Genomic DNA, 25,313 nt, shown 5'->3' with positions numbered 1-25,313 from the left:
TCTGAATCATGGAAGATGAAAACAACCGAAAGGATAAATTTGCAGAAAAAATAGGGAAGAAATCATCCCGGAAATTACGGGCCCGGGATGAAGACGAGAAAGGTCTTTGGTACGGACTTGGCATGTTCGGATTGGTCGGCTGGTCTGTGGCTATACCTACACTCCTTTTTTTGGTTGCCGGCATCTGGATGGACAATAACTATCAAAGCCCTTACTCATGGACCCTTATGATGTTGGTCATCGGCATAATTATCGGCTGCATGAATGCCTGGTTTTGGGTGAAAAGAGAATCGGAGGATGGATGATATGACCTGGCTTATGATCTTAATCGGCATTTTATCCGGAATTATTCTCAGCCTTATCTTTTTTGGCGGACTTTGGTATACACTCAAGCATATGGAGAATTGGCGCAGGCAATGGATTCTCGTTGCCGGCAGCTTTATTGTCCGAAACGCTATCGTATTGGCTGCCTTCTATTTTCTGATCTTGCAGCATTGGTCGGCATTGGTTGCTGCATTTATCGCATTTATGATTACCCGGCAGGTCGTCGTTCGCCTGACGGCCAGCCCGGAAAATCAAACCACTGTGAAAAGCCATGGAATTTAATATAGATCAACTGATTTATTGGCAATATGATTTTTTCAAGATCAATGCCACACTACTCTTCTCCTGGGTGGTGGTGCTGTTGCTTCCGGCTGCTTCCTGGCTGATGAGCCGCAACCTTACATCGGGACCCGATATTTCAAGGAAGCAGGCTCTTCTTGAATCTGTTGTAACGGTGATTGTTGATCAGATTGAAGAGTCCACCCGGCAAAAGGCCGAGACGTACCTTCCGTTCATCGGTACCCTCTTTCTGTTTATTGTCGTATCCAACGTAATAAATGTCGTTCCGGGTGTACACCCGCCCACAGCTTCGCTATCGACAACCGCTGCCCTGGCTTTCTGCGTTTTTGTGGCGGTACCTGTATTTGGTATCGCCAGAAAAGGGTTTATACCGTATTTCAGGCGATACATTCAGCCAACACCCCTTATGCTGCCGTTCAATATAATCGGCGAATTGTCAAGAACCCTGGCACTTGCCATACGTTTGTTCGGAAATATCATGAGCGGCAGCCTCATTGTAGCCATTTTACTGAGCCTCACCCCTCTTATTTTCCCGGTCGTGATGCAGCTTTTTGGTATCCTGATCGGGGTGATACAGGCCTATGTTTTTGCAATTCTGGCACTTGTTTACATTGCGTCTGCAACCAGCATTCAGGATCGAAACATTTCTTCTGAACCATCAAACCCTAACACCGAAACGACTTAATATTATGGACAGCATAAGCATCATTGGAATGGTATCCATTATCACAGCGGGCATCACCATAGCTGTTGGGTCCATTGCCCCTGCGCTGGGCGAAGGACGAGCTTTGGCCCAGGCACTCACTGCCATCGCTCAGCAGCCTGACGAATCCCCTACTATCACACGAACTCTCTTCGTAGGACTTGCAATGATTGAATCAACCGCCATCTACTGTTTTGTTGTTGCCCTGATCATCATCTTTGCCAATCCTTTCTGGGATTTCGTAGCCGGAGGTTAATATGCAGATCGACTGGTTCACATTTGTCGCACAAATCATCAATTTTCTGATCCTCATCTGGCTTCTGAAAAAGTTTCTCTTTGGCCCCGTGATGAAGGTCATGGAGAAACGGGAGAACAAGATCTCATCGAGACTTGAAGAGGCAAAAACCAGGCTTGAGGAAGCAGAAAAGAGAGCGAATGAGTATCAGTCGCGGATTGACAATTTCGAAGATGAAAAGAATGAACTTATGGAAGAAGCCAAGCAGAAAGCGGAGTTACGCAAAAAAGAGCTGATCGAAAATGCACGGGCCGAAGTTGAAAAACTATCTGAACGTTGGAATGAAAGCATCAGGCTTGAAAAAGAGTCGTTTCTGGATGAGCTTGAGAAACAGGCTTTTCACCAAATAATTGACATTGTGGAAGAGGTCATTTGCAATTTGTCCGGCAGCAGCCTGGATGAACAGGCGCTGGAAACCTTTCTGAAGAAACTTGAAAATATGAGCCCTGATGACAGGCAAACACTTAGCGATGCCGCAAAAAACGACCCTGTCACCATTCTTACGGCCACTGAACTGAGTGAAAAGGACAAAGAGAAAGTATCTCATGCAGTAACAGAACTGGTATCTGCTAAAACAGAATGCCGGTATGAGACGGATGATTCTCTTGGTTTTGGCCTGGAACTCCGCACCAATGGCTGGAAACTCGGCTGGAGCATGAAGTCCTATCTGGATGAAATGCTGGCTGACCTTGAAACATATCTGATCAAAGAAGAAAAATCCGTTGAGGATGACACGGAAGAGGAAAAGAATGAGAAAGAAGCAGAGAAAGAGGACTCCTGAGCTTTATGAAAACTCCCTCCGTCACATCTGTAGCAGAAAAAACCATTAAGCGCCTGAGCCGTTCACTCAGGCAGAAGGAAGAACTGCAGCTCCGGGAATTTGGTACCGTTATATCCGTTGGCGAGGGATTTGTAAAGGTACGGGGTTTACCCAATGCAGGCATTGACGAACTGGTCCGTTTCTCGAACGGCATGCCCGGATTTGTTTATAACCTGGATCAAAATGAGTGCGGTATTATTCTTCTCGACGAAGAAAAAAAAATTGATGCCGGCGACGAAGTGTACAGAACCGGTAGTATTGTAAGCATTCCCGTAAGCGAATCCATTTTGGGCAGAGTCATAGATCCAATTGGGCGGCCTTTGGATGGCGGAAAGAAGCTCTATTCCAATAAACATCTGGCAATTGAGCGACCCGCACCGCCGATTATGCACCGTGCACCGGTTCAAACGCCTCTTCAAACGGGCGTTATTACCATCGACGCACTTTTTCCGATCGGACGTGGGCAGAGAGAGCTCATTCTGGGTGACAGGCAGACAGGAAAAACAGCCATTGCCGTAGACACCATTATCAACCAATACGATAAGGACGTGATCTGTATTTACTGCGGAATCGGAAAACAGAAAGCGGCCGTTGCCCGTGTCATTGCCGATCTTCGAAAACGGAATGCAATGGATTATACCATCGTTCTTTCGGCAACAAGTGAAGACCCTGTGGGCTTGCAATATATCGCTCCTTATGCGGCCACCAGCATTGCAGAATATTTTATGGAGCGGGGCCGCGATGTGCTTATCGTATATGACGACCTTACCTGGCATGCACGCGCTTATCGTGAACTGGCCCTGCTGCTGCGGCGTCCGCCGGGACGAGAGGCCTACCCCGGTGATATTTTTTACATCCACTCCAGGCTTCTGGAGCGGTCTACAAAGCTGAAGCCCGAGCATGGCGGAGGGTCCCTTACAGCGCTGCCAATCATTGAAACCCAGGCCCAGAATATCTCTGCATTTATTCCCACAAATCTGATATCCATTACGGACGGACAGATTTATCTTTCTCCTGAGCTTTTCAGAAAAGATGTTCTGCCCGCAATCGATGCAGGGAACTCCGTATCCCGGGTGGGAGGATCGGCACAGCTTCCGGCCTATCGATCGGTTTCCAAAAAGCTTCGGCTCGCCTATTCACAATTTGAAGAGATGGAGGCGTTTTCGCGATTTAGTTCACGGCTCGATGAAAGTACCCGGCAGTTGATAGAACGTGGAAAGCGGATAAGGGAAACGCTGAAGCAGCCCCAATTCGATCCCCTGCGGGTAGATGAGCAGGTGGTACTGCTTCTGGCCGTCACACAGGGCCTTTTCGACAACCTTCACCTGGATGAGATTGAAGAGGCCAAAAACAGGATCCGCCAGGCTGTGCAGAGTGAGATGGAAAAATCGGATATATCGATCAACTGGGATAAAGAATTAAAGGACAAAGAGCGTGAGCGGCTGTTGGGTATAGCACAAAACGCCATTCAAACATTCAAAGAAGAAAAAGAGGAAGGAGAAGGAGAAAAAGAGACGGAGGAGCCGGATGCAGAAACTGGAACAGCTTCAGCGCAAGATTAAAAATGCGGAAGATATTCAGTCGATTGTGAGGACCATGAAGGTGATGGCTGCAGTTGAAATCACACAGTTCGAGCGTTCGGTCGATTCCATTAACAATTACCACAACACCCTTGAACTGGCCCTGCAGGCGGTGCTAAAGCAGTCTTTCAGCGAGGTGCAGCCATTTATAACGACCGATCGTCACGCTTCCACCGGACTGATTATCATGGGGTCGGGCCAGGCCCTCTGCGGCCCTTTCGACGAGTCCATTCTGGCCTATACAGTTGAGAAAACCGAAAAAGAGATCCTTGAAAGCTCTCATATTCTCGTTCTTGGTGAGCGCCTTGCGGCGTATATGGAACAAAGAAACCTGCGGCCTGATCAGATATTTCAGATGCCGGGCTCCGTCAGCGGAATAAACGCTATGGTTCTGGAGCTTCTGTCGGCCATTGAGGAGTGGCAATCAAGCCAAAATGTGAAAACGGTAAAAATGTTTTACCACGAACCTCTTTCCAGAAAAGGATATGAGCCGGTTACACAGAATCTCCTTCCGCTGAACAGGGCCTGGCTTAACCGGCTGGTCAATAAAGAGTGGCCAACGAACAACATTCCCGCTTTTACCATCGACTCCAGAAAGCTATTTATGTCGCTTCTCCGCCAGTATTTCTTCGAATCATTGTACAGGGCCGTTGCACAGTCGCTCACCGCAGAGTACAGCAGCCGCCTCTCTGCTATGCAGCGCGCCGAGGTCAAAATAGATGAGCGGCTGCACGATCTGAACAAAGAGTACACGCAGCAGAGACAGAGATCGATCACAGGTGAGCTGCTTGATATAATGGCAGGATTTGAAGCGGTTGTATCCCGCGAAGGCTCCTGAAAACCCGGGCGGCCCGTGCAATGTCGTTCTTCCTGAGACTTTTAGAGTCTGTTCTTTGCTGCTTTTTATACATAAATCCATGCCCAGCCGATCAATACCAGCTGCATTGGCAGTCGAAGCCACAGGAGCCAGGCCGGTATCTCCGGAAACTGATCTGAGTTGACCGCCATATGGATATTGGCCGGAAATACTCCGATCAGCACTGCAATCAACCCCCATGCACCGATTGCCGATGTAGAAGGTACAAGCAGCATCACCCCGAAAAGGATTTCCAGAAACCCGCTGAAAAATACCATAAACCGGTGCCAAGGAACCCATGGGGGCATTATTTTTACGAAAAGCTGCGGACGCAGAAAGTGAAACAATCCGGCTGCAATAAAAAGGATTGAGAATGTCAGCTTTAATGGGTCCATAAAATAACCTCAGTTCGACATAAGAGCTTGTTGCAGAGTGTCCTTCCGTCGGCTGACGGAGAGCAATAGTGGACTTCCCTTGAGGGGATTACCTCCTTAGTCGGGAAGGGTTGTTCGTAGTAAAATCAACGCTCACCCCCAAGGGGATCCCAGCGGGTGAAGGGGGACTTTTCCGGTTCAATTGCTTATCCCGAACTGACGTTAAAACAAAAAAACCGGAGATCCCGGTTAAGGATTCCGGTTTTTAAAATTCAGTCCGTTACTGTAAAGATATAATTGATACATGTTCCGCGCAGCGGTTCACACAAATCGCATATCGTATGTTCGGTCAATTAATTGGCCGCAGCACCACTGATATTTCTTCCAAAGAAAACCGCGTTCGCAAAAAGCTTATTGGTTCCATACCAGAAAGCGCGGAAATTGGGATTGTCAATCAGGCTGATGACCCGGCCCCTTCCATATCCGCTTACCACGATGGAAGCTGTATCACCGATTCGCTCCAGATTATCATCCGAAATATATCCGCTCGCAAGGGGATCATTGGTTAAATACAGCGGTGTGGCAAAGCTGTTGGTGGTTTTTTGGATAAAACTGGTTGTACTTCTGAACACATGCATGTTTGCCGTGTTATAGCCATATCCCATAGGATTGGTTACATCCAGGTGAGCATTAAAAATGGATCCGCCGATTACCTGGGCTCCCCTTATGTTCGATAAATCTGCATAGGGCAGCTGATCTCTTGAGGGTTCCTCTTCGTCATCACTTGTGACCGGTTCAACGTCCGCCAGGCCTTCACTTCGTGCCCAGTTCACTGCTCCGCGTTGTGCAATCAGCGTTCCTCCGTTTCTTACCCACTCCTTAATCTCAACCTTGGCACGATCCGAAAGGTCGCCGTACCCGCCGGTTACCATCACGAGCGTATTGTAGCGCGACAAATCGGCTCCTCCCACATCATCTTTTTCAAGAAGCGTGAGTGGCATTTTGTACCGCTGATCAAACAGATGCCAGATTTCTCCCACTTCCAGGTTGCTGATGCCGCCTCCCACCAGTATGGCTACAGACGGTTTCTCGATATTGTCCATATTCGGGCTTCCCAGGTCAATACCGGATGCAGAAAGCCCGGTCTGGAGATTGTAGTACGTTACAGCATCCTCACCGGCGGATGTTTGAAGTGTTCTGAAAATTTCAGTTTCGTCCACATCCTGAATGCCGAGCGGGATCAATATGGTGCCATAGTCAAATTCTTTAACGCCGGATGTTGTCACCGACTGAAACGGGCGGGCAGCCACCTTGGTTCGTACACCCATTTTCTGCAATCTGTAAAGCGCACGCGGGGCGTAATATTCATCCCACTCAAAAGCATAGGCATAACTGCTTCGTCCCCCAACAATCGCTCCTTCCGGCATTTGCGGTTCCGCAACCAGACTGCCGAGAAGATCCTGGCTGAACTGGCGCTGATTCAGCTCCGCAAACGGCATATTGAAGGCAAATGGCAGGGTCCACGTTGAAACATCATAAAAAAGGCTGTCGGTAAATTCCGTTCTGCGTTCAAACATCGCTTCTATAAACTTGTATTCCGGTTGGTCCGTCGGAATAACCCACGCCATGCCCTGCTTGAACTCCTTGCCGTCAAACTCTGCATCCTGTGCCAGCTCATACAGCTCTACGCTGTGATGTGCCAGCATATCGGCCAGGTGATAATTTTTTCCATTATCGTGTGCATCGCCAACCACAATCGCTTTGATGTCACTCCGTGCTGCTTCCTGACGTACTTCCCTGTAATGTTCCCTCATATTGTCATGAAGTGCCATTCTGAGCTCGTAAGCCGCTTTAGCGGTCGAAAGAGAGGTTACAAACTGATTGCGAACGGTAAATGGAAAATCTATTACCCCGTTTACGCTCTCCTGGGCATGCCCGCGCGAACTGGCTTGCTCAAAAAGAATACCGATGGTACCAAAGATATCCGGGTAAGTGGATCCTTTACCGTAGTAAAAATCATCAAAAGACTCCTTGCTGTAATAGAGAGACTGGATTTCATTCAGCGCTTCCGCGTGAAACTCACCGATAGCTGCCGTCAGATTCTGATTTCTCTGCGGAGTAAGGGGGTGTGTACGCGACGGTATTCCCGGCTGAAAGAAAAACGTAGCATTGGTGCCCATTTCGTGGTGATCGGTCAGAACATGCGGCCTCCACTCCTGGTACATGCTAACGCGCCCGCGGCTTTCCGGATGAACCACAGGCATCCAGTCACGGTTAAGGTCAAACCAATAGTGATTTGTGCGCCCGTTAGGCCATACTTCATTGTACTCCCTTGAATTAGGGTCTGGATTTATCGTATGGCTCTTGTGCATATTCACCCATGTTGAAAAACGCTGAAGTCCGTCAGGGTTCAGTGAGGGGTCGACAAGTATCACCATATTGCTAAGCATCTCTTCAATTTCGGGGCCCTGGGCCGCTGCAAAATGATACGCGGTAAGCAGGGATGCATTTGCACCGCTTGGTTCATTTCCGTGAACGCTGAAACCCATATTGACGATAACGGGCATTCTCTCCAGGTCAAGATTCGCTGACTGGTCGGGATCCCTGAGCAGCCTGTGATTCTCCTTTATGCGATCGATAGACCGATGGTTTTCGGGTGTTGTAATGGTCAGCAGAAGCAGCGGTCGATCTTCATAGGTGTAGGCATATTCCTGAATGGATACACGATCTGATGCATCCGCAAGGGCGCGCATGTAATACACAAGTTTATCATGTGTAATATGCCACTCTCCCACCTGATGGCCAACCACCTCTTCGGGTGTCGGGATTTCTGGATCATACTCAACGCCTTCAGGCAAATAGTAGTCGAGCTGTACCTGAGAATAGATAAATGCTGGGAAAAGAAGCCAGAGTATCGTGGATAGTAGGGTAGATTTCATCCGGGTTTATGTATAATGTGAATATTGGTGTATTTCATTTTGGAGGCTGAATAGTAATCATTTCAGCACAATCTGTGAAATGGTTGGGCTGAGTGTTACAGATTTTAAAATATTGTCGCAAACCAACAAGGTTGCCCCGGCCTCAACATTTCAACCGGCGCTTACATTAAAAAAGGCACCACTCTGACGAATGGTGCCTGCACTGTATTTTCAGAATTATTCGCCCTGTCAAAACCGGTATTCTGCGGCAACCATGGAGCGCATCGGCATCTCTTCCTTGGGAAGGGTATAGACTTTGCTCCCGTTTTTATAACCGGTGATAGCGAGCCAGTTCAGAAGTTCCACATCTTCACTTCCCGGCGTGCTGCTGTAGTGAACCGTATGGTTGTCCTCATCATAAACACCCCATTTTTTCTCATCATGCGAGATAAAAATGGTTTCGGTCCGCCCCATTACGGTAGATTCCGCTATTTCGCTCAGATTATTTGAAACCTTCTCCTTCACTTTTTCAGAGAACTGTTCCAGGGAGTTATACATATCTTTCAGAAAGTGCCTCTGAATTATCTCCCATCCTCTGTCGCGCAGCTCCTGATCCTGCAGTTCATCAGGGTTGTGCACAACCATATCGTCAACGAGCCTTCTGTAGTTATTTACCTTTTTGTATAGGGAAACGTTTTCTTTCAGCCCCACCAAAACCAGCGGATCATTTCGTTCGCGCATTACCGGGGTAACACTCTTCTCGAATTCCCGCATAAACTGTTCCACAACTACCATTTTGTCTTCCTCATTGGCATTGTGGCCGAAAAACATGGCTCTTTGTCTTTGCGCTCCCGAGTGAAACTGCAGCTGTTTTTCAGGTTCTACTTCAAGGTAGTCATCAACAGATGTAGATACATCTTGGGGCGTAATATCTTCTACATCATTTCGGGTGCACTGAAGCAATCGCGCGTTTTGCCTGCTTACTGCCAGCACGCAGAAGGTTCCGTCCATACTCATCATAGGCAGCAGCGGAGTGATCATAAAATGATCATTCAGATAGACCATGCTCTCGAGTGTGTACGGCAGTCTGAAATACTCAAAGCCATCTTCACTGATATAGGCTGCAAGGCTATGGTCGGTATGCGACCAGAATAAGGGTTGATCAAGCAGATCTTTCGCCTCTCCGAGCAATCGGTTTACATCATTCTCCTTTACTCCTTTCTTTTTGAGCTTTTCTGCAGCTTCGTTAATCAGATTTTTAAAGCGGATGGGATCCTGTTTGGACTCCTCTCCACTCCTATGCGTGGGCATCGTTATGGTGACCAGCGTATCTCCGCTGCTGTTAATGAGTTTGCGTATTTTTTTTTCACTTACCATCCTAACCTCATCTTTGCGGGTTATTAATTTCTCTACTATAAAAACTAAAAAATTTTATCTATATAAAGGTTCCAATTTCGAAGAGTTTTAAAATAAATATGGATCTATCTGGCTGGCACGGAATAAGAAAAACGCTCGGTCCAGGCATCATTATGGCAGCCGCGGCGATCGGCGTGTCTCATCTGGTACAATCTACCCGGGCTGGAGCCGAGTACGGTTTTGCACTCGTCTGGGCTGTTCTGCTTGCCAATCTTTTTAAATATCCTTTTTTGGAGTTCGGCCCCCGTTACGCGCTGGCCACCGGCCAAAACATGATCCGCGGTTATGCTAAGCTGGGGAAGGCCGCTTTATGGGTGTTTGTTCTGTTCACGCTTCTCACCATGTTCGCTATCCATGCTGCGGTAACCATAGTTACAGGAAGCCTTGCCAGCAACCTTACCGGCATTGATTTACCTGTAATTGCCTGGAGCGGCATCGTGTTGATTGTGTGTGTGCTTCTGCTTATTCAGAACCGATTCTCCTTTTTCGACTCTTTGATTAAGGCACTGATGGTCATTTTTGCACTTTCTACAATCATAGCCGTGGTTGCAGCCTTCTCCATCACCGGATATCAGGCGGAACCCGGTTTTATCCCACCGGATATCTGGACTGTATCGGGCGTAGCTTTTTTGATCGCCCTGATGGGTTGGATGCCCATACCCATCGATGCAGCGGCCTGGCACTCTATATGGACCGTTGAGAAGATGAAGCTTACCGGATACAAGCCAAAACTGAGTGAGGTCCGGTTTGATTTCAACCTGGGCTATATCGGAGCCGCCTTGATCGCACTTTTTTTCCTGGCTCTTGGCGCCCTTATCATGTACGGCTCCGGCGAATCGTACGCCTCCAGTGCTGCAGCTTTTTCCAATCAGTTTCTGAACCTTTACACATTGGCTCTGGGTGACTGGTCGGGCATCGTAATCGTAATCTGCGCTTTTACCACCATGTTCAGCACCACCCTCACAGTCACCGATACCTATCCGCGGGTTCTCACGCATATCCTGAATGTGCTGAAACCGCAAACCGAAACATCAAATAACCGTATTTACAGAATACTCTTGCCGCTCATCAGCGCCGGCTCGTTTCTTTTTTTGGTTCTGCTGGGCGACCAATTCAGACTGCTCATCGATCTGGCCACAACACTTTCTTTCCTGACCGCGCCTGTTCTTGCGTACATGAACCATAAACTAATCCATCACCCGGATATTCCCGATGAATTCAGGCCCAAACCCTGGCTGAGCCGGCTGAGCATCTTCGGTATTCTATTTCTCACCCTTTTTGCGTTCATTTACATATACTGGACCGTTTTGATTTGACGTTTATCAACATACCATGAAGAGATTTATCACCCTGTTCATCCTTACTGCCATCGTTACACTGCCTGCATTCGGACAGTTCTATTCCACCAAGTACCGTGTTCCGGGTCAAAACTGGATGGAATTAAAATCGGACCATTTCCGCATTATCTATCCCGAACGTTACAGAAGCGAAGCGTTTCGGTCACTGTCTATACTGGAAGCTGAATATAGTGATGTACGCGAGCTGATCGGTGGAAACCTGGAACGGTTCCCTCTGATTCTGAATCCTGAGAACGACCGCTCTAACGGCTTTGTAACCTCCTTCAACTACCGGTCTGAAGTGGAAATTGCACCCATCCGGGGTAAGGCTTTAAGCCCGCGATCAGGCGACTGGCTTGAGTCTGTACTTCCGCATGAACTTGTACACGCGCTTCATTTTTCTGTAAACCCACCGGCCGTTACCCGTGTGCTGGGTTTGTTTTCACCCGATATGAGAAGATCGGTGCATGGCGCTGTCCCCGCCGGTTTTCTGGAGGGTATTGCGGTTCAGCATGAGTCTCACGGCACAATACCGGAATCGGGCAGGGGAAACTACCCCTATTTCAATAACCAGTACCATGCATTGCTGGGCAGTAAAGAAGAGTGGTCAATGGGCCAGCTGGTGCACATATCCGATTTTACCATACCCTTCAACCGGCACTACAACGGAGGATATCAGTTCGTAAACTGGCTGCTGAATAGCTACGGCGATGATACATTCAAAGAGGCTGTTAGGATACACTATAAGTATCCCTTTCTTGGTTTTGGCGTGCCGCTTAAATCGGTGACGGGTAAATGGCCACGGGCCTTGTTCAGGGACTTTTCCCTGCAAATGGAATCGGAAGAAGAGAACCGTCTCTCCTCACTCTCCGGAGAAACCGATTCCATGTCATTCCAAATTCCTTTCAGTGCTACCTGCCGTCGAATGCAGCGCCCAGCCTGGATCGATAACAGTTCTGTGTTGTTTTACAGCCGTTCCTGCAACAGGCCATCCGGTTTTTATACCTATCATACCGAAAATGCCCGTCTGAACCTGCTTCAGGAGGTGGTACTGACTGAGAATGCAGAGTACGTTCTTGAGGCCGGCCGCAGAAATGTGATTTACTCACGATATCACACCGATCCGCTTTATGACAACGTATTCAAGGGTGATCTTCATAGACTTGACGTAACGACCGGCAGCTCGGAACGGCTGACCAGCAACATGAGGCTCTTCACCCCCTCGATTGTCGGTGAGCATCTTTATGCAGCTAAAACAGAGGGGCAGCGGCAGATTCTTGTCCGCATTGACCCGGATAAAGGTACGCTTATACAGCGGTTTGATTCCGACCCTGAAACAAGTGTAATTGATATTGCCGTAAATCCGGAGAATCCCGATATGATGGCCCTTATCGGAAGAAAGAACGGTGTTCAGGCCGTCTGGTTTTACCGGCCAGGATCATCAGAGCCTCCCTTTGAAAAAAATCCTGACATTGCGTTTGAAAGCGGCTCCGTGTTCGATCTGCATTGGCATTCAGATGGTGACAGACTCCTTTTTGTAAGCGACCATACCGGAATCATGAACGTGTATGAGTATACCATATCCGGCAAAGAGGCAACGCAGATCACCCAAAGCCTCTATAATGCTTTTGAGCCCTCTTATTCACCCGATGGAAACAAAATCGCTTATGTAGCCCAACACCGAAACGAACAGGTTATTAAAATTCTGGACCTGAGTGAATCGGCGGATCAGTCGGTTTCCGAAAACACCTACCGTACTGTACCCTCTTTATTGAACCGGAATCTGATGAACCGGGAAGAGATTCCCGATTCGGTATCAGCCGGCTGGACATCAACAAAGTTTATTACGGGCATCTCCTGGCTGAAGCCCAGACTATGGGTTCCCACATTCGAACAGAACAACAATGATAAAGCCCGGTACGGAGTTACGCTGGAGGGAACCAACCTCATGAGCACCCGTTCGTACTCGCTGGAGTCATTCGTTTACAGAAACCGATTCTGGTACGATCTTACCTATCGTCACAAGGGGTTTTATCCCGGGTATCAGATAGAAGTATTTAACCGGCCGTCATTGCCTACCTTCAGGATTGTACAGGAGGATCAGGAATTTACCCGCACGTTTTTGCAGCAATCGAGAGGAGCCGCTGTAAAAATACCGTTCCGTGTGCGGCTCCAAAGCAATGCCCGGTTCAGCTCCTTCACCATAGAGCCACAATATTTTCTGTCTCAACTACGGTTTTTGGATCCGCAGTCCCCTTACACCTCCTATTCGCTGTTTGGAACGCGTCATACCCTGGGCCTTCGAACGGTGCTCAATTACCGGCTCAGACAGTTTACCCGTGACCTTCAGCCAAATGCAGGATGGGTATTTTTTACGGAGTCCCGTTACGGTTTAAACGACAGCGAACTTCCGGTTACAACCCGTGAATTCTCCGTCACAGCCAACCTCACCGACCGCAGGGGAATACGGGCCGGCGTTTCTACCTTTGTATCACCTCTCCGTCGCTGGAACCAATCGCTGAGGCTCACGGCACAGGTGATTTCCCAAACGGATGTGCCCGTTTTTAATACTCCCTCGCTCTTCACAGACTCCTTCTCATTTAATGCCCTTGGCAGTGCCAATAATGTGGGCATTTTTGATACCCGTTATACAATTCCGATTACTTATCCTGACGAAGGAGGTGTGCTTCTTCCGGTTTATCTCTCCAATCTCTATTTCGTTCTTTTTCATCAAACCCTTTCCGACCTTGAAAGTCCATCGCTTCTGGAGGGAAGCCGGTCTGTATATGGTGCAGGTATCCGAAGCCGCTTCCGGTTGAGCAATCTTGCCTTTGATGTGGGCATATCGATTGGATGGGAGCCTACACGCAATCGCTTCAGCTTTCAGGCAGGCTCATTTTAGAGAAGCTATCAATTGGACGGCTATGGTAATTAACGTGAGCTTGCCGAGGGGATCCCTACAGGGATAGGGGGATTTTTTCAGTTCATTTCCTTATCTCGAACTGACGATAATTAGCCCTTCGTAAACACGGCCCGGAATCTTGGAACCTCATTGCGCTCCAGATAATAGATAATCTGTTTTTCATCCGGATTCAGCGATATCATCCATACATTGGAAGCCGCAGCCGGTATCATCTCCGCAGTAACATCATCTGCCGGAAAATACTGTGTCAGGGAGCCGCCGGTTTCATCCGCATACCCTCCGTATCCGTGAAAATCCTCTTCTCCCAGATCTTGCATTGTTCTCGACTCACCCAAATGATCGTGATACAAATGCAGTCCCTCTTCCCTCATTTCAACCACCCATGCACCGTGCCAGTAGTCTCCATCCCTTATGAGGTCCATTCTTACATGCGAATCGCTGCAATCAGTGATCTCAACCCGGAGTTCGGTCCCTACAAGGGGATGATCTTCGTCTTCGGGATAGGTTGATTCACCGGTATAAACAGATCCGCACTGTGCTGAAAGTGCTTCAAAAAAAGCTTCATGGGATGTTTGATCCCCCGGGTCATCACCTCCATTTCTGCAGGCACAGAGAAGTGACAGTGAAAACAGAAGTAAAAGAAAATGTTTCATGAATTTTATTGGTTATGAAAAGGGCTCCAAATTCACAAATCGGATCATTAAAACCAAAAAACGTATCTTTGGACCCGAATTAAACCCATACGCCATAAACCAATGAGCAAGGAAGTAGAATCGTATAATCTGGGCAACATCCGTGTTGTAATTACCGAAACCGAAAACCCGCTCAAACTTCATGTGGACTGCAATGACGGCACCTACCACTCCGGGTTCACCATACGCCGTTATGAGTATGAAAACTACAAACGCCACATGAACCGGAAAATAACGACTGCCTATAAAAATCAGTACGGGTAAACCTCTCTTTATTTGGTCTTTGACTTCATAAAAGCTATACTTCTTTCTTTAACTAAAAAGATAGTTTATGAGTCGCTTTTATCCTCTTTTTCTGATTTGTCTATTTGCCTGTCAACCTGACGATTCAGAAACAGTTCAGTTTGAAGAGGTCAATTTTGCTGAAGTTACGACGCTGCTATCAGCTGAAAGCCACGACCAAATTGGTCAGCCGGCAAACCTGCATTATTCCAACTCAGGATTAATTCTGTATGATTATTCAGCCCAATCCGTTTTTCTTTTTGATGATAACGGTGAAGAAACTCTGCGATTTGGCAGTGAGGGAGACGGACCCGGCGAGTTCAGATATATTGCGGGTTTATGGAAAAAAAACGATCAATACATTGCATATGATCGGAACAGTGGAAAATTAATCCATTACAACACGGACGGCTTGTTTGTTAAAGAGACACCTTTGGATTTGGAGGCGATGCCGCTGTCTATGTCATTGCTTACGGAGAACGAAATTTATGTGCCCGCTAACGGTTTTGAGGGGTCATTAATCAGAAGAATTACCCTCCAGAATAATTCAACTGTGTTATTGGGGGAATCGCTTATGGGTGATGACTACGATTTTGATTTTGACAGAAGCCAGCAGGAAATTCTCTCCGGTAAAATCCCTCCAACCATGATCAATCGCCTCATTTTGAGCAGCAATGAAAGCGGTTTATTTTCTTTTCAGCAAGCTACGGCTGTATTACAAAAATATTCACACTCTCAAGAGTTATTATGGGAAGTTAACTTGTCTGATATCCCTGCAACTGAAGGTATCTTTGATAGATTTATCGAAATAAATCAATCATTTGCAGATCGGGGCATGCGAAATATGTATATGATTCAACACGCTTCAGACATTACCGCAGCTGATTCAGGAGTATTCCTGCTTATGAACACCATTCCGGAACGCGCCTCCACGGTGGTTTGGGTTTCCAATCAGGGTGATAGAGTCGTGTCTGCATATCTTCCCGAAACAGATAATTTCAATCCGGATCTTATTGCCGTTTCTCATGACGGAGCCGACATTTATCTGGGCAGCCGAATGGATGGCGTTGTAGTTAAAATGTCCTGGCCAATCTAATTCATTACAGCAATAACATCGCATCGCCGAATGAATAAAAACGGTACTTCTCTCGTATGGCGTGCTCATAAATCTTTTGCATCTCATCGAAACCTGTAAATGCCGCAATCAGCATCAGCAGCGTACTTTTCGGAAGGTGAAAATTGGTAATGAGATGATCAACAGATGTAAACGTGTAACCGGGTGTAATGAAAATGTCGGTTTCTCCAGATGAAGCGATGAACATGCCGTTCTTTTTGGGCGCTGATTCCAGAACCCGTACGCAGGTGGTACCCACCGCTGTGATGCTTTTCGACCGGTTCAGCGCTTCTGCCTGCTCAGCGGTAACCTGATACCATTCGCTGTGCATGATGTGTTCCTCGATTTTTTCACTCTTCACCGGCGCAAATGTGCCCAGGCCAACATGCAGCGTCACTTCTTTCTTTTCAATACCCCGGTCGCTCAGCGTTTTCAACAGGGCCGGAGTAAAATGGAGGCCCGCAGTGGGGGCTGCCTTGCTCCCTTCATCTTTTGCATACACCGTCTGATAGCGTTCTGCCAGCGATTCATCCCGTTCAATATACGGAGGGAACGGTGTGTGCCGGTAGGGTTCGAGCAATGGATGATCGATCGAATGACTCAGCTTCAGGGTTCGGATCCCGTCTTCCGCGATGTCGATGGTTGAAGCCGTGATGCCGCCGGGCAGCTCAACCGTCTTCCCCTTTTTAAACTTTTTCCCGGGACGTACCATCGCCTCTACCACCCGGTCGTCCACCGCTTTAATAACAAAAATTTCAATTCTGCCTTTGTTGAAGAGCAGCCTGCATTTCTCAACCCGACTGTTATTTACTACCAGGGATGTCTCTTGGGGCAGGTGATCCCCAATGTTATAGAAGTGGTCGTCTGTGATTTTTTCGGTTGAGCGATTGTATACAAGAAGCCTGGAATGATCGCGGGGTTCCGCAGGCTTTTGCGCTATGAGCTCTTCAGGGAGATGATAGTCAAAGTCAGATAGAGTGAACTGCACAACAGGCCCGGTTTAAATATGTGAACAAATTCCGGTACACCGCTCAATGGCAGACTTATCGGTTTGGCATGGAATCATGGACGGTATGTTATACTAATATTCCCAGCGACTTCTTAACATTTTCCACGATTCCGGCAGGACCAATACCTACTTCATCATGAAGCTCACGCTGCGTTCCGTGCTCTATAATCGCATCGGGTACGCCCATAATCTTAACAGGAACAGCGACTCCTTTCCCGGCTACATACTCAGCCACGGCCGAGCCGAACCCGCCCAAACAGGTACCGTCTTCCAGTGTAATGATATGTTCATAGTGTTCCAGAACATAATCGATCATCTCCGTATCCAGTGGTTTAGCGTAGCGCATATCAAAGTGCCCGATATCAATACCGTCATCCATCAAAGCCTCTGTGGCTTCAGTAACGTAATTGCCTATCGGTCCAAAACTCAAAACAGCAACTTTATCGCCCTCCCTGATGATACGTCCTTTGCCAATGTCCGTTTTCTCAAATCCGTCGCGCAGGTCCATACCGGTTGATCTACCCCTCGGGTACCGGATTGCCCAGGCCGCTTCGTCGTATTCTGAAGCTGTGTACATCATATCGCGAAGCTCCTGTTCGTCCATGGGGGACGATACAATCATATTGGGAACAGCCCTCAAATACGCCACGTCATAGAGCCCATGATGAGTGGGGCCATCCGCTCCCACAAGTCCGGCCCGGTCAATACAGAACACTACCGGCAATTTCTGTATGGCCACATCGTGAATGACCTGGTCATAAGCGCGTTGCAAAAATGTTGAATAGAGTGCAGCAAAGGGTTTTTTGCCCTCCGTAGCGAGGCCTGCGGCAAAGGTTACCGCATGCTGCTCTGCAATACCCACATCAAATGCTCTGTCGGGAAACGTATTCATCATGGGCCAGAGGCTGGAGCCGCTGGGCATTGCGGGCGTCATCGAAACAATCTGCTCATTTTTAGCTGCCAGTTCCACCAGCGCTTCTCCGAATACGTCCTGATACTTGGGCGGAGGAGTTTTTCCGGTTGTGGCTTTCGCGAGTGATTTACCTGTAATCTTATCAAACGGACTGCTTTGTGCGTGCCATTTGGTTTGTTCACGCTCAGCCGGTGCAAATCCCTTTCCTTTTACTGTTACAATGTGCAATAGTTTGGGACCCGATACGGTTCTGAGATCCTCCAGGTGGCGTCGAAGCGCATCAACATTATGTCCGTCCACCGGGCCATAGTATTTAAATCCAAGTGCCTGAAAAAGGGCTCCGGGTGTAATGGCAGCAACTGCAGTTCTTTCAAGTTTAGAGGCTACTTTTCGCATTTTCTCACCGGCGCCCTTCAAATGACCGAGCAGGTCGTAAATTTCGTCCCGCATCTTGTTGAAGGTTTTGCTGGTGGTGATTTCCGCCAGGTACTCCTTCAGGGCTCCCACATTCGGGTCAATCGACATATTGTTGTCATTCAGAACCACCAGCATATCCGACTTAAGAGCTCCCGCATTATTCAGTGCTTCAAATGCCATACCGCCCGTCATGGCGCCGTCGCCAATAACGGAAACTATTTTTCTATCCGACTGATCCAGGTCCCTTGCAATGGCCATACCCAATCCGGCCGAGATGGAGGTGCTGGAGTGGCCTACCCCGAAGGTGTCGTATTCACTTTCGCTGCGTTTCGGAAATCCTGAAATCCCCTTGTACTTTCGATTGGTGTGAAAATCCTCTCTTCGGCCCGTAAGAATCTTGTGTCCATACGCCTGATGCCCCACATCCCAGACAATCCGGTCTCCGGGTGTATTGTAGACATAATGCATTGCAACTGTAAGCTCTACAACACCCAGGCTGGCGCCAAAATGTCCGCCGTAAACCGATACTGTATCGATGATAAACTCTCTGAGCTGATCACATACTTCCTGGAGCTGTTCAGGCTCCAATTTTTTCAGATCGTCCGGTGTCCGTATATGTTCAAGAAGTGTTCCGGGTTTCGGTTTATAATCTTTCATAGGTATCTCAGGCTTGTTTTGGATCATTACTGTTGATCTGATCGATCTGTTCAATCTTCAGAGCAGCATTCTCAAGTGTTTCCGTGCATATTTTTGAGAGCTGTATTCCCTCTTCGTACAGAGCAACAGACTCTTCCAGAGAAATGTCTTCATTGTTCAGTTTCTCGACAACAGCTTCCAATCGTTTTAAAGCCTCTTCGAAACCAAGTCGTTCCTTCTTTGCCATCTTTTTAATTTTTTTGGGTATTCAGATAATGTAGCCCGATCCTGACTAAGCTTCAAACAGAGTTGTAAATCTGCCGTTCCCGCAGATCATTGTTCAAACCATTTACCATTTCATTTTTTTGAATGTCTCGCCATCTGTTGAATACGTGACAGCACCCTCCAGGCTTGTGTAGCTTATCTGGGTGTTTGGTATACTGTAAATCCGCTCAACGGTTTCATTGCCGGGATGACTGAAACGGTTTTCAAAAGCCAGCGAAACAACGGTATGTTCAGGTTGAACATGTTGAAGCAACCCGGTTGACGAGCTTGTATTGCTGCCGTGATGTCCCGCCTGGTATAGGTCAGCATCCAAAAAATCACCGTATATGGATACCATCTGCGCTTCCTGCTCTTTCTCGGCGTCTCCTGTAAAAAGCACGGAGGTCTGTCCGTACACCAGCTTCACTGCCAGCGAGCGATTATTTGCGTTTGAGAAGTACCCATCGTTTCTTTGCGGTCCAACCACAAAAAGTTTTATATACGGATCCAGCTCCAGCCTTTCACCTCCAAAAGGCGTAGCAACCCGGATATCTTTTTCATGCGCTTTGCGCATATACTCCCGATAAAGGTCTGAATCGTACTCATAGTCACTCTGATATATAATCCCAATCTCAAATGCATCAATAAGTGCCGAAATGCCCCCGATATGGTCTGCATGCGGGTGCGTCAGAATAACCGCGTCCAGTTTTTGTATTCCCATTTGGCTGAAATACGGCACTAAAATGCGATCTCCGCTGTTTGAGCCGGGACTCCAACGGCCCGTATCGATCAGCAAATGCCGATTGTCCGGAGTTTTAATATGAGCCGCGTCAGCCTGACCCACATCCAGAAAGGTAATATCCATTGTATGATAACCCGGCTTTTTAAGATTCAGGTCGATGTAGGTCAGGCTGATGCATACCAGCAGCAGAACAAACATTTTCCACTTTAAAAACGGTATTCTGGCCGATGCCACCAAAAGCACAATTGCAGTCCACACGGCAAAAAGAAACCGGGACGGTAATCCTGCCCTGATATAGCTTACATCCTGCTGTCCGATTGCAGACGCTACCCACTGAATCCAGTCCAGTAAATATTCTACTGTCCGGACAGCGGCTGCAATATCGCCTGTATCAAAAAAACCGGTAACGGATATGAGCAGGCCAAGAGGAACGGTTATCGACAGAACGGGTATTACTAGTGCATTGGCAAGGGGGCCTGCAATGGAAAACTCGCCGAAGTAGCTAACCAATATGGGATAGAGGCCCAGCTGAACCACAATTGAAATGGTAATAATCGAAACCAGCGGAGCCACCCTCCCAAAACGAATTCCTGATGGCAGACACCTCAACACTTCCGGCATCACAAGCAGAATTACAAAAACCGCTGAAAATGAAAGCTGAAAACCCGGATTAAACAGCTCTCCGGGGTCTGCTAACAACAGAATAATTGCGGCGCCTGCCGTAAGGTTCACGGAATTTCGCATTTTGTGAAACAGCTTTGCGAAAGTCAGAAGCCAGGCCATCAAAGAGGCACGGCAAACAGAAGCGGTAAATCCCGTAAGACCCGCGTATCCTGTCAACAGGCAGGTAAGAATCAACAGTCCCGAAATTTTCCCAAATCTGCTGCCCCAGAAAAACGGTACCAGAATCCAGAACGGGGCAACAATAAAGCCAACATGAAGACCCGAAACAGCCATGATATGCGAAAGGCCGGAGCGCGAAAATTGTGATTTAATACCGGGGTCCAGGTCCTGTTTCATCCCCAGAAACAGCGCTTTTGCCAAAGGAATATGAGATTTGCTGAATTGACGCTCAACGTTTTCAGTCACACGGTTTCTCAATTGAAGCCAACCGCCCGGTCTGTACGATTCAAGTTGATTAACCGATTTTACCTCTCCGTGCATGGAGATGCGCTCCTGTCTGAGCCAACCACCGTAATCAAATTCATGAGGATTGCGTTTTTCCGGAAAAGAATACACGCGAACAGACAGCTCTGCGACGTCACCGACCGATAGGTTCATCTGCTGATCCGAATACACTCTTGCCCTGTAGGGTTGCTGCCATGCGAGAGATCCGGCGAAATGGGTTTTTGAAACTTTTAAAACCAGGATAGTTCTGCCATTGCTTCGTGTACTCATCTCGACTACCCTGGCCGTCACTCTTACTTCTTCTCCTTCATAGAGAGACAGTATGCCTTCTGCTTCACTTGATCTCTCTTTTTTCTCTTCCTGAAATGAATAGAGAAGAGTACCAGCGGCAAAGATGCATAAAAAGTAAAGGGGCACTGCCGCTAGAACAGAACCTGCAGGACTGTACCTGAATAGAATAAACTCAATAAACAGCCAGACAGCACATAATCCGAAAAAGAGAATAGCTGCATCTGCGTAATGAATGGAGGTAACCCGGCCGGCCAGTATGCCGCAAGATAGAAACAGGGCTATTCTAACAGCCGGATATGATGCGAAAGGAAAGCGGTATGTAGAAGTTTGATCTCTTCCCATACCTGTATGATCCCGTTATCGAAACTCCCTTACAGCATTAGCGGTGTTTTATCTTTATCCATTATTCATCATTCTGCTCTTTGTCGCGTACACCCAATTTTTTGCACAATTCAGCCAGTGTCTTTTTCTCCCCGTCGGATAGTACGCTGAACTCTTCTTTAATTTTCTCAAGATGTTTGGGAAAGAAATCACTGATAAATTCTTCTCCCTTTTTTGTCAAGTGTATCAATACAGCCCTGCGGTCGGTTGGGTCTTTTTTTCTTACAACAAATCCGCTTTTTTCGAGATTATCCACCACCATCGTTATGTTCCCGCCGCTTTTCAGGATCTTTTCACCAATGGCTCTCTGGTTAAGAGGCCCCAGATGGAAGAGAGCCTCCAGCGTACCGAACTGGCTAAGGGTCAGATCGGCATCTGAAAGGTGCCTGTTCAGTCGTGTATTGATTGATTCACTGGCCCTCATAAGTTTTATGAAAGCGTTCAGTGTATGAATTTCCGACTTCGAACCGGAATAATGAGTTCCCATAGTCAATGGTGAAAGTGATTGGCAATTACCCTGAAGCCTCCTCAGGAAACCAGCTTTGCGAACTTTCTTTTACCTACTTTCAGGCCAAGTTCATCTCCTTTTTTAAATGTAATTTCGAAATTCGGATCTTTAATCTTACGGTCGTCAATACTTACGCCGCCCTGTTTCATCATGCGCTTTGTTTCACCATTGCTTGAGGTGAGACCGGCATCTGAAATAATATCCATCAAACGGTGTGACGTTCCCCCCTCGAACTCAAGCACAGGTGCATCATCCGGAATGTCTTTATTAATAACCGTTTTTTCAAAATGCTTTCTGGCTTCAATCGCTTTCTCTTCCCCATGATACATCCGGGTAAGCGTGAAGGCCAGTTCATGCTTGGTATTTCTGGGATCGGTTTCCGCTTTTTGTCTGACGTCTTCCAGATTCTCCTGGTCCACATCCGTTACCAGTTCAAAGTATGGATAAATCAAATCGTCGGGTATGGATAGCGCTTTCCCGTACATGTCATTTGCCGGTTCGTCTATTCCGATATAGTTATCGTACGATTTACTCATTTTCATCGACCCGTCTGTGCCCACAAGCAGTGGCATCATCAGACAAACCTGAGGTTCCTGTCCGGCATCCCTCTGCAGATCTCTGCCAACCAGCAAATTAAACTTCTGATCGGTGCCCCCCAGCTCCACGTCCGATTTCAGGTGAACCGAATCCTGTCCCTGGGCTAGCGGGTATAGAAATTCGTGAAGAGAAATGGACTCGTTGTTGTTGAAGCGCTTTGAAAAATCATCCCTTTCGATCATTCTGGCTACCGTAAGTTTGGAGCATAGGCGAATCACATCCTCAAACCTCATGGGGCGTAACCAGTCCGAATTATAGATAATCTCTGTCTTATCCCTTTCAAGTATCTTACCCGCTTGGTCAAGGTAGGTTTTAGCGTTTTCGCGGATTTCCTCTTCAGTAAGCGAGGGGCGTGTCTTATTCTGGCCTGTAGGATCTCCTATCAACGCTGTAAAGTCGCCGATTATCAAAATGACATGGTGACCCAGGTCCTGAAACTGCCTCAGTTTTCTCAAAATGACGGAATGACCCAGGTGAAGGTCCGGACGGGTAGGGTCACAGCCCAGTTTTATTCTGAGAGGACGATTTTCCTTTCGTGAAGTCTTTAGTTTTTCAATCAGTTCCTGTTCCGGAACAATTTCAACCGTTCCTCTTTTGATTACGCTTAATTGTTCCTTAACAGATAGAAAGCTGCTCATGAATCGCTGTCTTCAAATAGTGGTAAATTTCGTATTGGATTATTTTCTTCCAGGGTTTTTTCAATGGTTTCGATAAAGTTTTCAGCTCCCGGGTAGACCGCTGAAGCCAAATCAAATACAGCCGGTGCCAGATATATTACATAGGGGTATGATATCGACTCATTTCTTGCTGTTTCACCCGGCAGATTAAAGCCCGCCAGAAGCAGCAGAAATGCACTTACTATGATTCCTGATTTCAGGGAACCAAAAATAAGACCCACCAGTTTGTTTATAAAATTAATATTGATGAGCTCCAGGAACTTGCCCGCTGCATAAGCAATGAATTGAGCCATTGCCACCGTCAATACAAAAATAAATATGCCCGCTGCGATGGTTGCCTGACTTCCATTTGAAAAGATAGGCCGAAACATTCTGGATACATCCGCCATATATTCGAATGTGAGAAATACAGCAATCACGATACCTGCGATACTCAGGATTTCTTTTATAAATCCATTCATAAATCCTCGCCAGGCAAAATAGGCTATCGGCAGAAGGATAATAAAATCAAGGGTGTTCATGCTTTTCCTGAATCATCTTGAAAGTTCTTCTTTCACGATTCTGCTTACATCCGACCCATCGGCCTTGCCTTTCAGCCGTCCCATCATCGCGCCCATAACTTTCCCCATATCAGCCATGCCGGATGCGCCGGTTTGATCAATATGAGCCTTCACTTCTTCCCGGATCTTCTCATCGTCCATCATTTTGGGAAGATAGGATTCAATAATTTCCAGTTCCGCTTTTTCAGATTCTGCCAGGTCATCCCTTCCCCCTTTTTCAAACTGGTCAATTGATTCCCTGCGTTGTTTGGCTGCTTTCATCAGAACCTCAACAGCCTGTTCGTTGGTGATATCTCCCTCACCCCCCGACCTGATGCTTATCTCTTTTTCAAGGAGTTTGGATTTGAGCGAACGGAGGACCCTGAGCTTATCTGCGTCCTTTGCTTTCATCGCCTTTTTCAGATCACTGAGAATGGTTTCTTTGATATCCATAAATCTATTCCTTTCCCTTATGTGTTCAATTTAATGAATGTAAGCAAAAAAAAAGGTTCCATCCCGAAACGTTGCGGGGTGGAACCTTACTTTCCTTCTGCTCTTAAAAAGAGAGAATTACTTTTTATTTCTCTGGATAAAATCCTTTGCAGCATCCTGGTCTATCATAGTCTCCTTGAAAGAGTACTTGCCCCTCTCATTCTTTGTAGATATGATAACCTTTGCCATTTTACGCTGAGACTGTTTCAGCGCGAGTGCTTCTTCACCAAATGCCTGTTTCTTTGCCATGGTTCCGCTTATTTGATTTCTTTATGAACGGTGTGTTTCCTGAGAACAGGATTGTATTTCTTCAGTTCCAGCCTTTCCGTAGTATTTCTGCGGTTTTTCATTGTAACATACCTGGAGCTGCCTGGCTTCTCTGTGCATTCAAGTATAACCTGTATGCGATTGCCTTTTGCCATTTTACTATACCTCTTTTAGTAGTGTTCCTTTTTTTCTGGCCTCTTTGAGTACAGCTGTGATCCCTTTCTTGTTTATCGTACGGAGTGTTTTAGCCGTCACTTTCAGAGTAACCCAGCGATCTTCTTCAGGGATATAAAAACGCCGCTTCTGCAGATTCAGATGGAAACGGTGTTTGGTCTTGTTGTTCGCCTTGGAAGAGCGATAACCGTTCAGCGGCTTGTCTCCAGTTATATCGTCCTTGCGTGCCATAATATTCGTATTAGCTGAATTTTTTGATAGACACCAAAATTACCGCTTAATCAATTTAAATTCAATGCATTTTTATCAATTCATTTGCCTATACTTTGGTCAATACGGCGCTA

At 47.2% G+C, this 25,313-nt stretch carries 26 protein-coding genes; 11 read left to right on the top strand and 15 right to left on the bottom strand.

What is annotated here, in order from left to right; all coding sequences use genetic code 11:
- Positions 1–8: 8 nt before the first annotated feature.
- The 7 genes from DDZ15_RS12485 to DDZ15_RS12455 are packed head-to-tail and all read left to right on the top strand — an operon-like array spanning position 9 to position 4,860.
- Entirely contained in the window at positions 9–305 is a 297-nt protein-coding gene (locus tag DDZ15_RS12485; RefSeq protein ID WP_109647432.1) for an AtpZ/AtpI family protein, read from the top strand.
- Positions 298–606, top strand: a complete 309-nt coding sequence (locus tag DDZ15_RS12480) for an ATP synthase subunit I (RefSeq protein ID WP_109647431.1) — start codon at positions 298–300, stop codon at positions 604–606. Before DDZ15_RS12485 ends, DDZ15_RS12480 begins: the two co-directional genes overlap by 8 nt.
- The gene (locus DDZ15_RS12475) at positions 596–1,309 is read left to right on the top strand and encodes a F0F1 ATP synthase subunit A (protein ID WP_109647430.1); all 714 of its coding nucleotides are present in this window, start codon (positions 596–598) and stop codon (positions 1,307–1,309) included. The genes DDZ15_RS12480 and DDZ15_RS12475 overlap by 11 nt, the downstream gene beginning before the upstream one ends.
- Before the next feature lie 4 nt (positions 1,310–1,313).
- Positions 1,314–1,583 carry a F0F1 ATP synthase subunit C gene (locus DDZ15_RS12470; RefSeq protein WP_109647429.1) on the top strand — a complete coding sequence of 90 codons (270 nt, stop codon included), beginning with the start codon at positions 1,314–1,316 and terminating at the stop codon, positions 1,581–1,583.
- Position 1,584: 1 nt separating this feature from the next.
- Positions 1,585–2,403: a F0F1 ATP synthase subunit B gene (gene atpF / locus DDZ15_RS12465; protein WP_109647428.1), complete on the top strand. Its 819-nt coding sequence runs from the start codon at positions 1,585–1,587 to the stop codon at positions 2,401–2,403.
- Positions 2,404–2,408: 5 nt separating this feature from the next.
- Positions 2,409–4,004, top strand: coding sequence for an alternate F1F0 ATPase, F1 subunit alpha (locus tag DDZ15_RS12460; RefSeq protein ID WP_109647427.1), 1,596 nt, complete (start codon positions 2,409–2,411; stop codon positions 4,002–4,004).
- Entirely contained in the window at positions 3,970–4,860 is an 891-nt protein-coding gene (locus DDZ15_RS12455) for a F0F1 ATP synthase subunit gamma (protein WP_109647426.1), read from the top strand. Before DDZ15_RS12460 ends, DDZ15_RS12455 begins: the two co-directional genes overlap by 35 nt.
- A 65-nt stretch (positions 4,861–4,925) precedes the next feature.
- Here DDZ15_RS12455 and DDZ15_RS12450 read toward each other — a convergent pair whose 3' ends face one another.
- The 3 genes from DDZ15_RS12450 to DDZ15_RS12440 form a co-directional block, all read right to left on the bottom strand.
- A complete protein-coding gene (locus DDZ15_RS12450; RefSeq protein WP_109647425.1) occupies positions 4,926–5,273 on the bottom strand; it encodes a DoxX family protein in 348 nt (115 codons plus the stop codon).
- A gap of 332 nt (positions 5,274–5,605) precedes the next feature.
- Positions 5,606–8,191, bottom strand: a complete 2,586-nt coding sequence (locus tag DDZ15_RS12445) for a M14 family metallopeptidase (RefSeq protein ID WP_109647424.1) — start codon at positions 8,189–8,191, stop codon at positions 5,606–5,608.
- Positions 8,192–8,419: 228 nt separating this feature from the next.
- Positions 8,420–9,547 (bottom strand): baeRF7 domain-containing protein, encoded by a 1,128-nt coding sequence (locus DDZ15_RS12440; RefSeq protein ID WP_109647423.1) that lies wholly within the window; start codon positions 9,545–9,547, stop codon positions 8,420–8,422.
- A 98-nt stretch (positions 9,548–9,645) separates the two neighbouring features.
- Between DDZ15_RS12440 and DDZ15_RS12435 the strand changes: the two genes are divergently transcribed.
- Both DDZ15_RS12435 and DDZ15_RS12430 read left to right on the top strand, forming a co-directional pair.
- Positions 9,646–10,902, top strand: a complete 1,257-nt coding sequence (locus tag DDZ15_RS12435; protein ID WP_109647422.1) for an Nramp family divalent metal transporter — start codon at positions 9,646–9,648, stop codon at positions 10,900–10,902.
- A 16-nt stretch (positions 10,903–10,918) separates the two neighbouring features.
- On the top strand, positions 10,919–13,825 hold the full coding sequence (locus DDZ15_RS12430; RefSeq protein WP_109647421.1) for a TolB family protein: 2,907 nt from the start codon (positions 10,919–10,921) through the stop codon (positions 13,823–13,825).
- Between the two features lie 110 nt (positions 13,826–13,935).
- Here the strand turns inward: DDZ15_RS12430 and DDZ15_RS12425 are convergent, their stop codons facing one another.
- On the bottom strand, positions 13,936–14,499 hold the full coding sequence (locus tag DDZ15_RS12425; RefSeq protein WP_109647420.1) for a hypothetical protein: 564 nt from the start codon (positions 14,497–14,499) through the stop codon (positions 13,936–13,938).
- A gap of 102 nt (positions 14,500–14,601) precedes the next feature.
- Here DDZ15_RS12425 and DDZ15_RS12420 point away from each other — a divergent pair, with 102 nt between their 5' ends.
- Complete coding sequence (locus DDZ15_RS12420) at positions 14,602–14,802, top strand: hypothetical protein (RefSeq protein WP_109647419.1); 201 nt, start codon at positions 14,602–14,604, stop codon at positions 14,800–14,802.
- Positions 14,803–14,869: 67 nt separating this feature from the next.
- Positions 14,870–15,916, top strand: coding sequence for a 6-bladed beta-propeller (locus tag DDZ15_RS12415; protein WP_109647418.1), 1,047 nt, complete (start codon positions 14,870–14,872; stop codon positions 15,914–15,916).
- A gap of 4 nt (positions 15,917–15,920) precedes the next feature.
- Here the strand turns inward: DDZ15_RS12415 and queA are convergent, their stop codons facing one another.
- The 11 genes from queA to rpmB all read right to left on the bottom strand — a co-directional run bounded on the left by queA (position 15,921) and on the right by rpmB (position 25,200).
- The gene (queA, locus tag DDZ15_RS12410) at positions 15,921–16,922 is read right to left on the bottom strand and encodes a tRNA preQ1(34) S-adenosylmethionine ribosyltransferase-isomerase QueA (RefSeq protein ID WP_109647417.1); all 1,002 of its coding nucleotides are present in this window, start codon (positions 16,920–16,922) and stop codon (positions 15,921–15,923) included.
- An 88-nt stretch (positions 16,923–17,010) separates the two neighbouring features.
- Positions 17,011–18,930 carry a 1-deoxy-D-xylulose-5-phosphate synthase gene (gene dxs, locus DDZ15_RS12405; RefSeq protein ID WP_109647416.1) on the bottom strand — a complete coding sequence of 640 codons (1,920 nt, stop codon included), beginning with the start codon at positions 18,928–18,930 and terminating at the stop codon, positions 17,011–17,013.
- A 7-nt stretch (positions 18,931–18,937) separates the two neighbouring features.
- Positions 18,938–19,156, bottom strand: a complete 219-nt coding sequence (gene xseB, locus DDZ15_RS12400; protein ID WP_109647415.1) for an exodeoxyribonuclease VII small subunit — start codon at positions 19,154–19,156, stop codon at positions 18,938–18,940.
- A 102-nt stretch (positions 19,157–19,258) separates the two neighbouring features.
- Positions 19,259–21,676 (bottom strand): DNA internalization-related competence protein ComEC/Rec2, encoded by a 2,418-nt coding sequence (locus DDZ15_RS12395; RefSeq protein WP_109647414.1) that lies wholly within the window; start codon positions 21,674–21,676, stop codon positions 19,259–19,261.
- A gap of 61 nt (positions 21,677–21,737) precedes the next feature.
- A complete protein-coding gene (locus tag DDZ15_RS12390) occupies positions 21,738–22,202 on the bottom strand; it encodes a MarR family winged helix-turn-helix transcriptional regulator (RefSeq protein ID WP_109647413.1) in 465 nt (154 codons plus the stop codon).
- Positions 22,203–22,243: 41 nt separating this feature from the next.
- Positions 22,244–23,458, bottom strand: coding sequence for a tyrosine--tRNA ligase (tyrS, locus tag DDZ15_RS12385; protein WP_109647412.1), 1,215 nt, complete (start codon positions 23,456–23,458; stop codon positions 22,244–22,246).
- Entirely contained in the window at positions 23,455–24,018 is a 564-nt protein-coding gene (locus DDZ15_RS12380) for a CvpA family protein (RefSeq protein WP_109647411.1), read from the bottom strand. Before DDZ15_RS12380 ends, tyrS begins: the two co-directional genes overlap by 4 nt.
- 12 nt (positions 24,019–24,030) lie before the next feature.
- Positions 24,031–24,489: a GatB/YqeY domain-containing protein gene (locus DDZ15_RS12375; protein WP_109647410.1), complete on the bottom strand. Its 459-nt coding sequence runs from the start codon at positions 24,487–24,489 to the stop codon at positions 24,031–24,033.
- Positions 24,490–24,606: 117 nt separating this feature from the next.
- Positions 24,607–24,777 carry a DUF4295 family protein gene (locus DDZ15_RS12370; protein ID WP_109647409.1) on the bottom strand — a complete coding sequence of 57 codons (171 nt, stop codon included), beginning with the start codon at positions 24,775–24,777 and terminating at the stop codon, positions 24,607–24,609.
- A gap of 8 nt (positions 24,778–24,785) precedes the next feature.
- Positions 24,786–24,950: a 50S ribosomal protein L33 gene (gene rpmG / locus DDZ15_RS12365; protein ID WP_109647408.1), complete on the bottom strand. Its 165-nt coding sequence runs from the start codon at positions 24,948–24,950 to the stop codon at positions 24,786–24,788.
- A gap of 4 nt (positions 24,951–24,954) precedes the next feature.
- Entirely contained in the window at positions 24,955–25,200 is a 246-nt protein-coding gene (rpmB, locus tag DDZ15_RS12360) for a 50S ribosomal protein L28 (RefSeq protein WP_109647407.1), read from the bottom strand.
- Between the last annotated feature and the right edge of the window lie 113 nt (positions 25,201–25,313).

The organism is Rhodohalobacter mucosus (assembly GCF_003150675.1).
GTDB lineage: Bacteria > Bacteroidota > Rhodothermia > Balneolales > Balneolaceae > Rhodohalobacter > Rhodohalobacter mucosus.
Note: the sequence above shows the minus strand (reverse complement) of the source record. Positions and strands in the feature narration are given on the sequence as shown.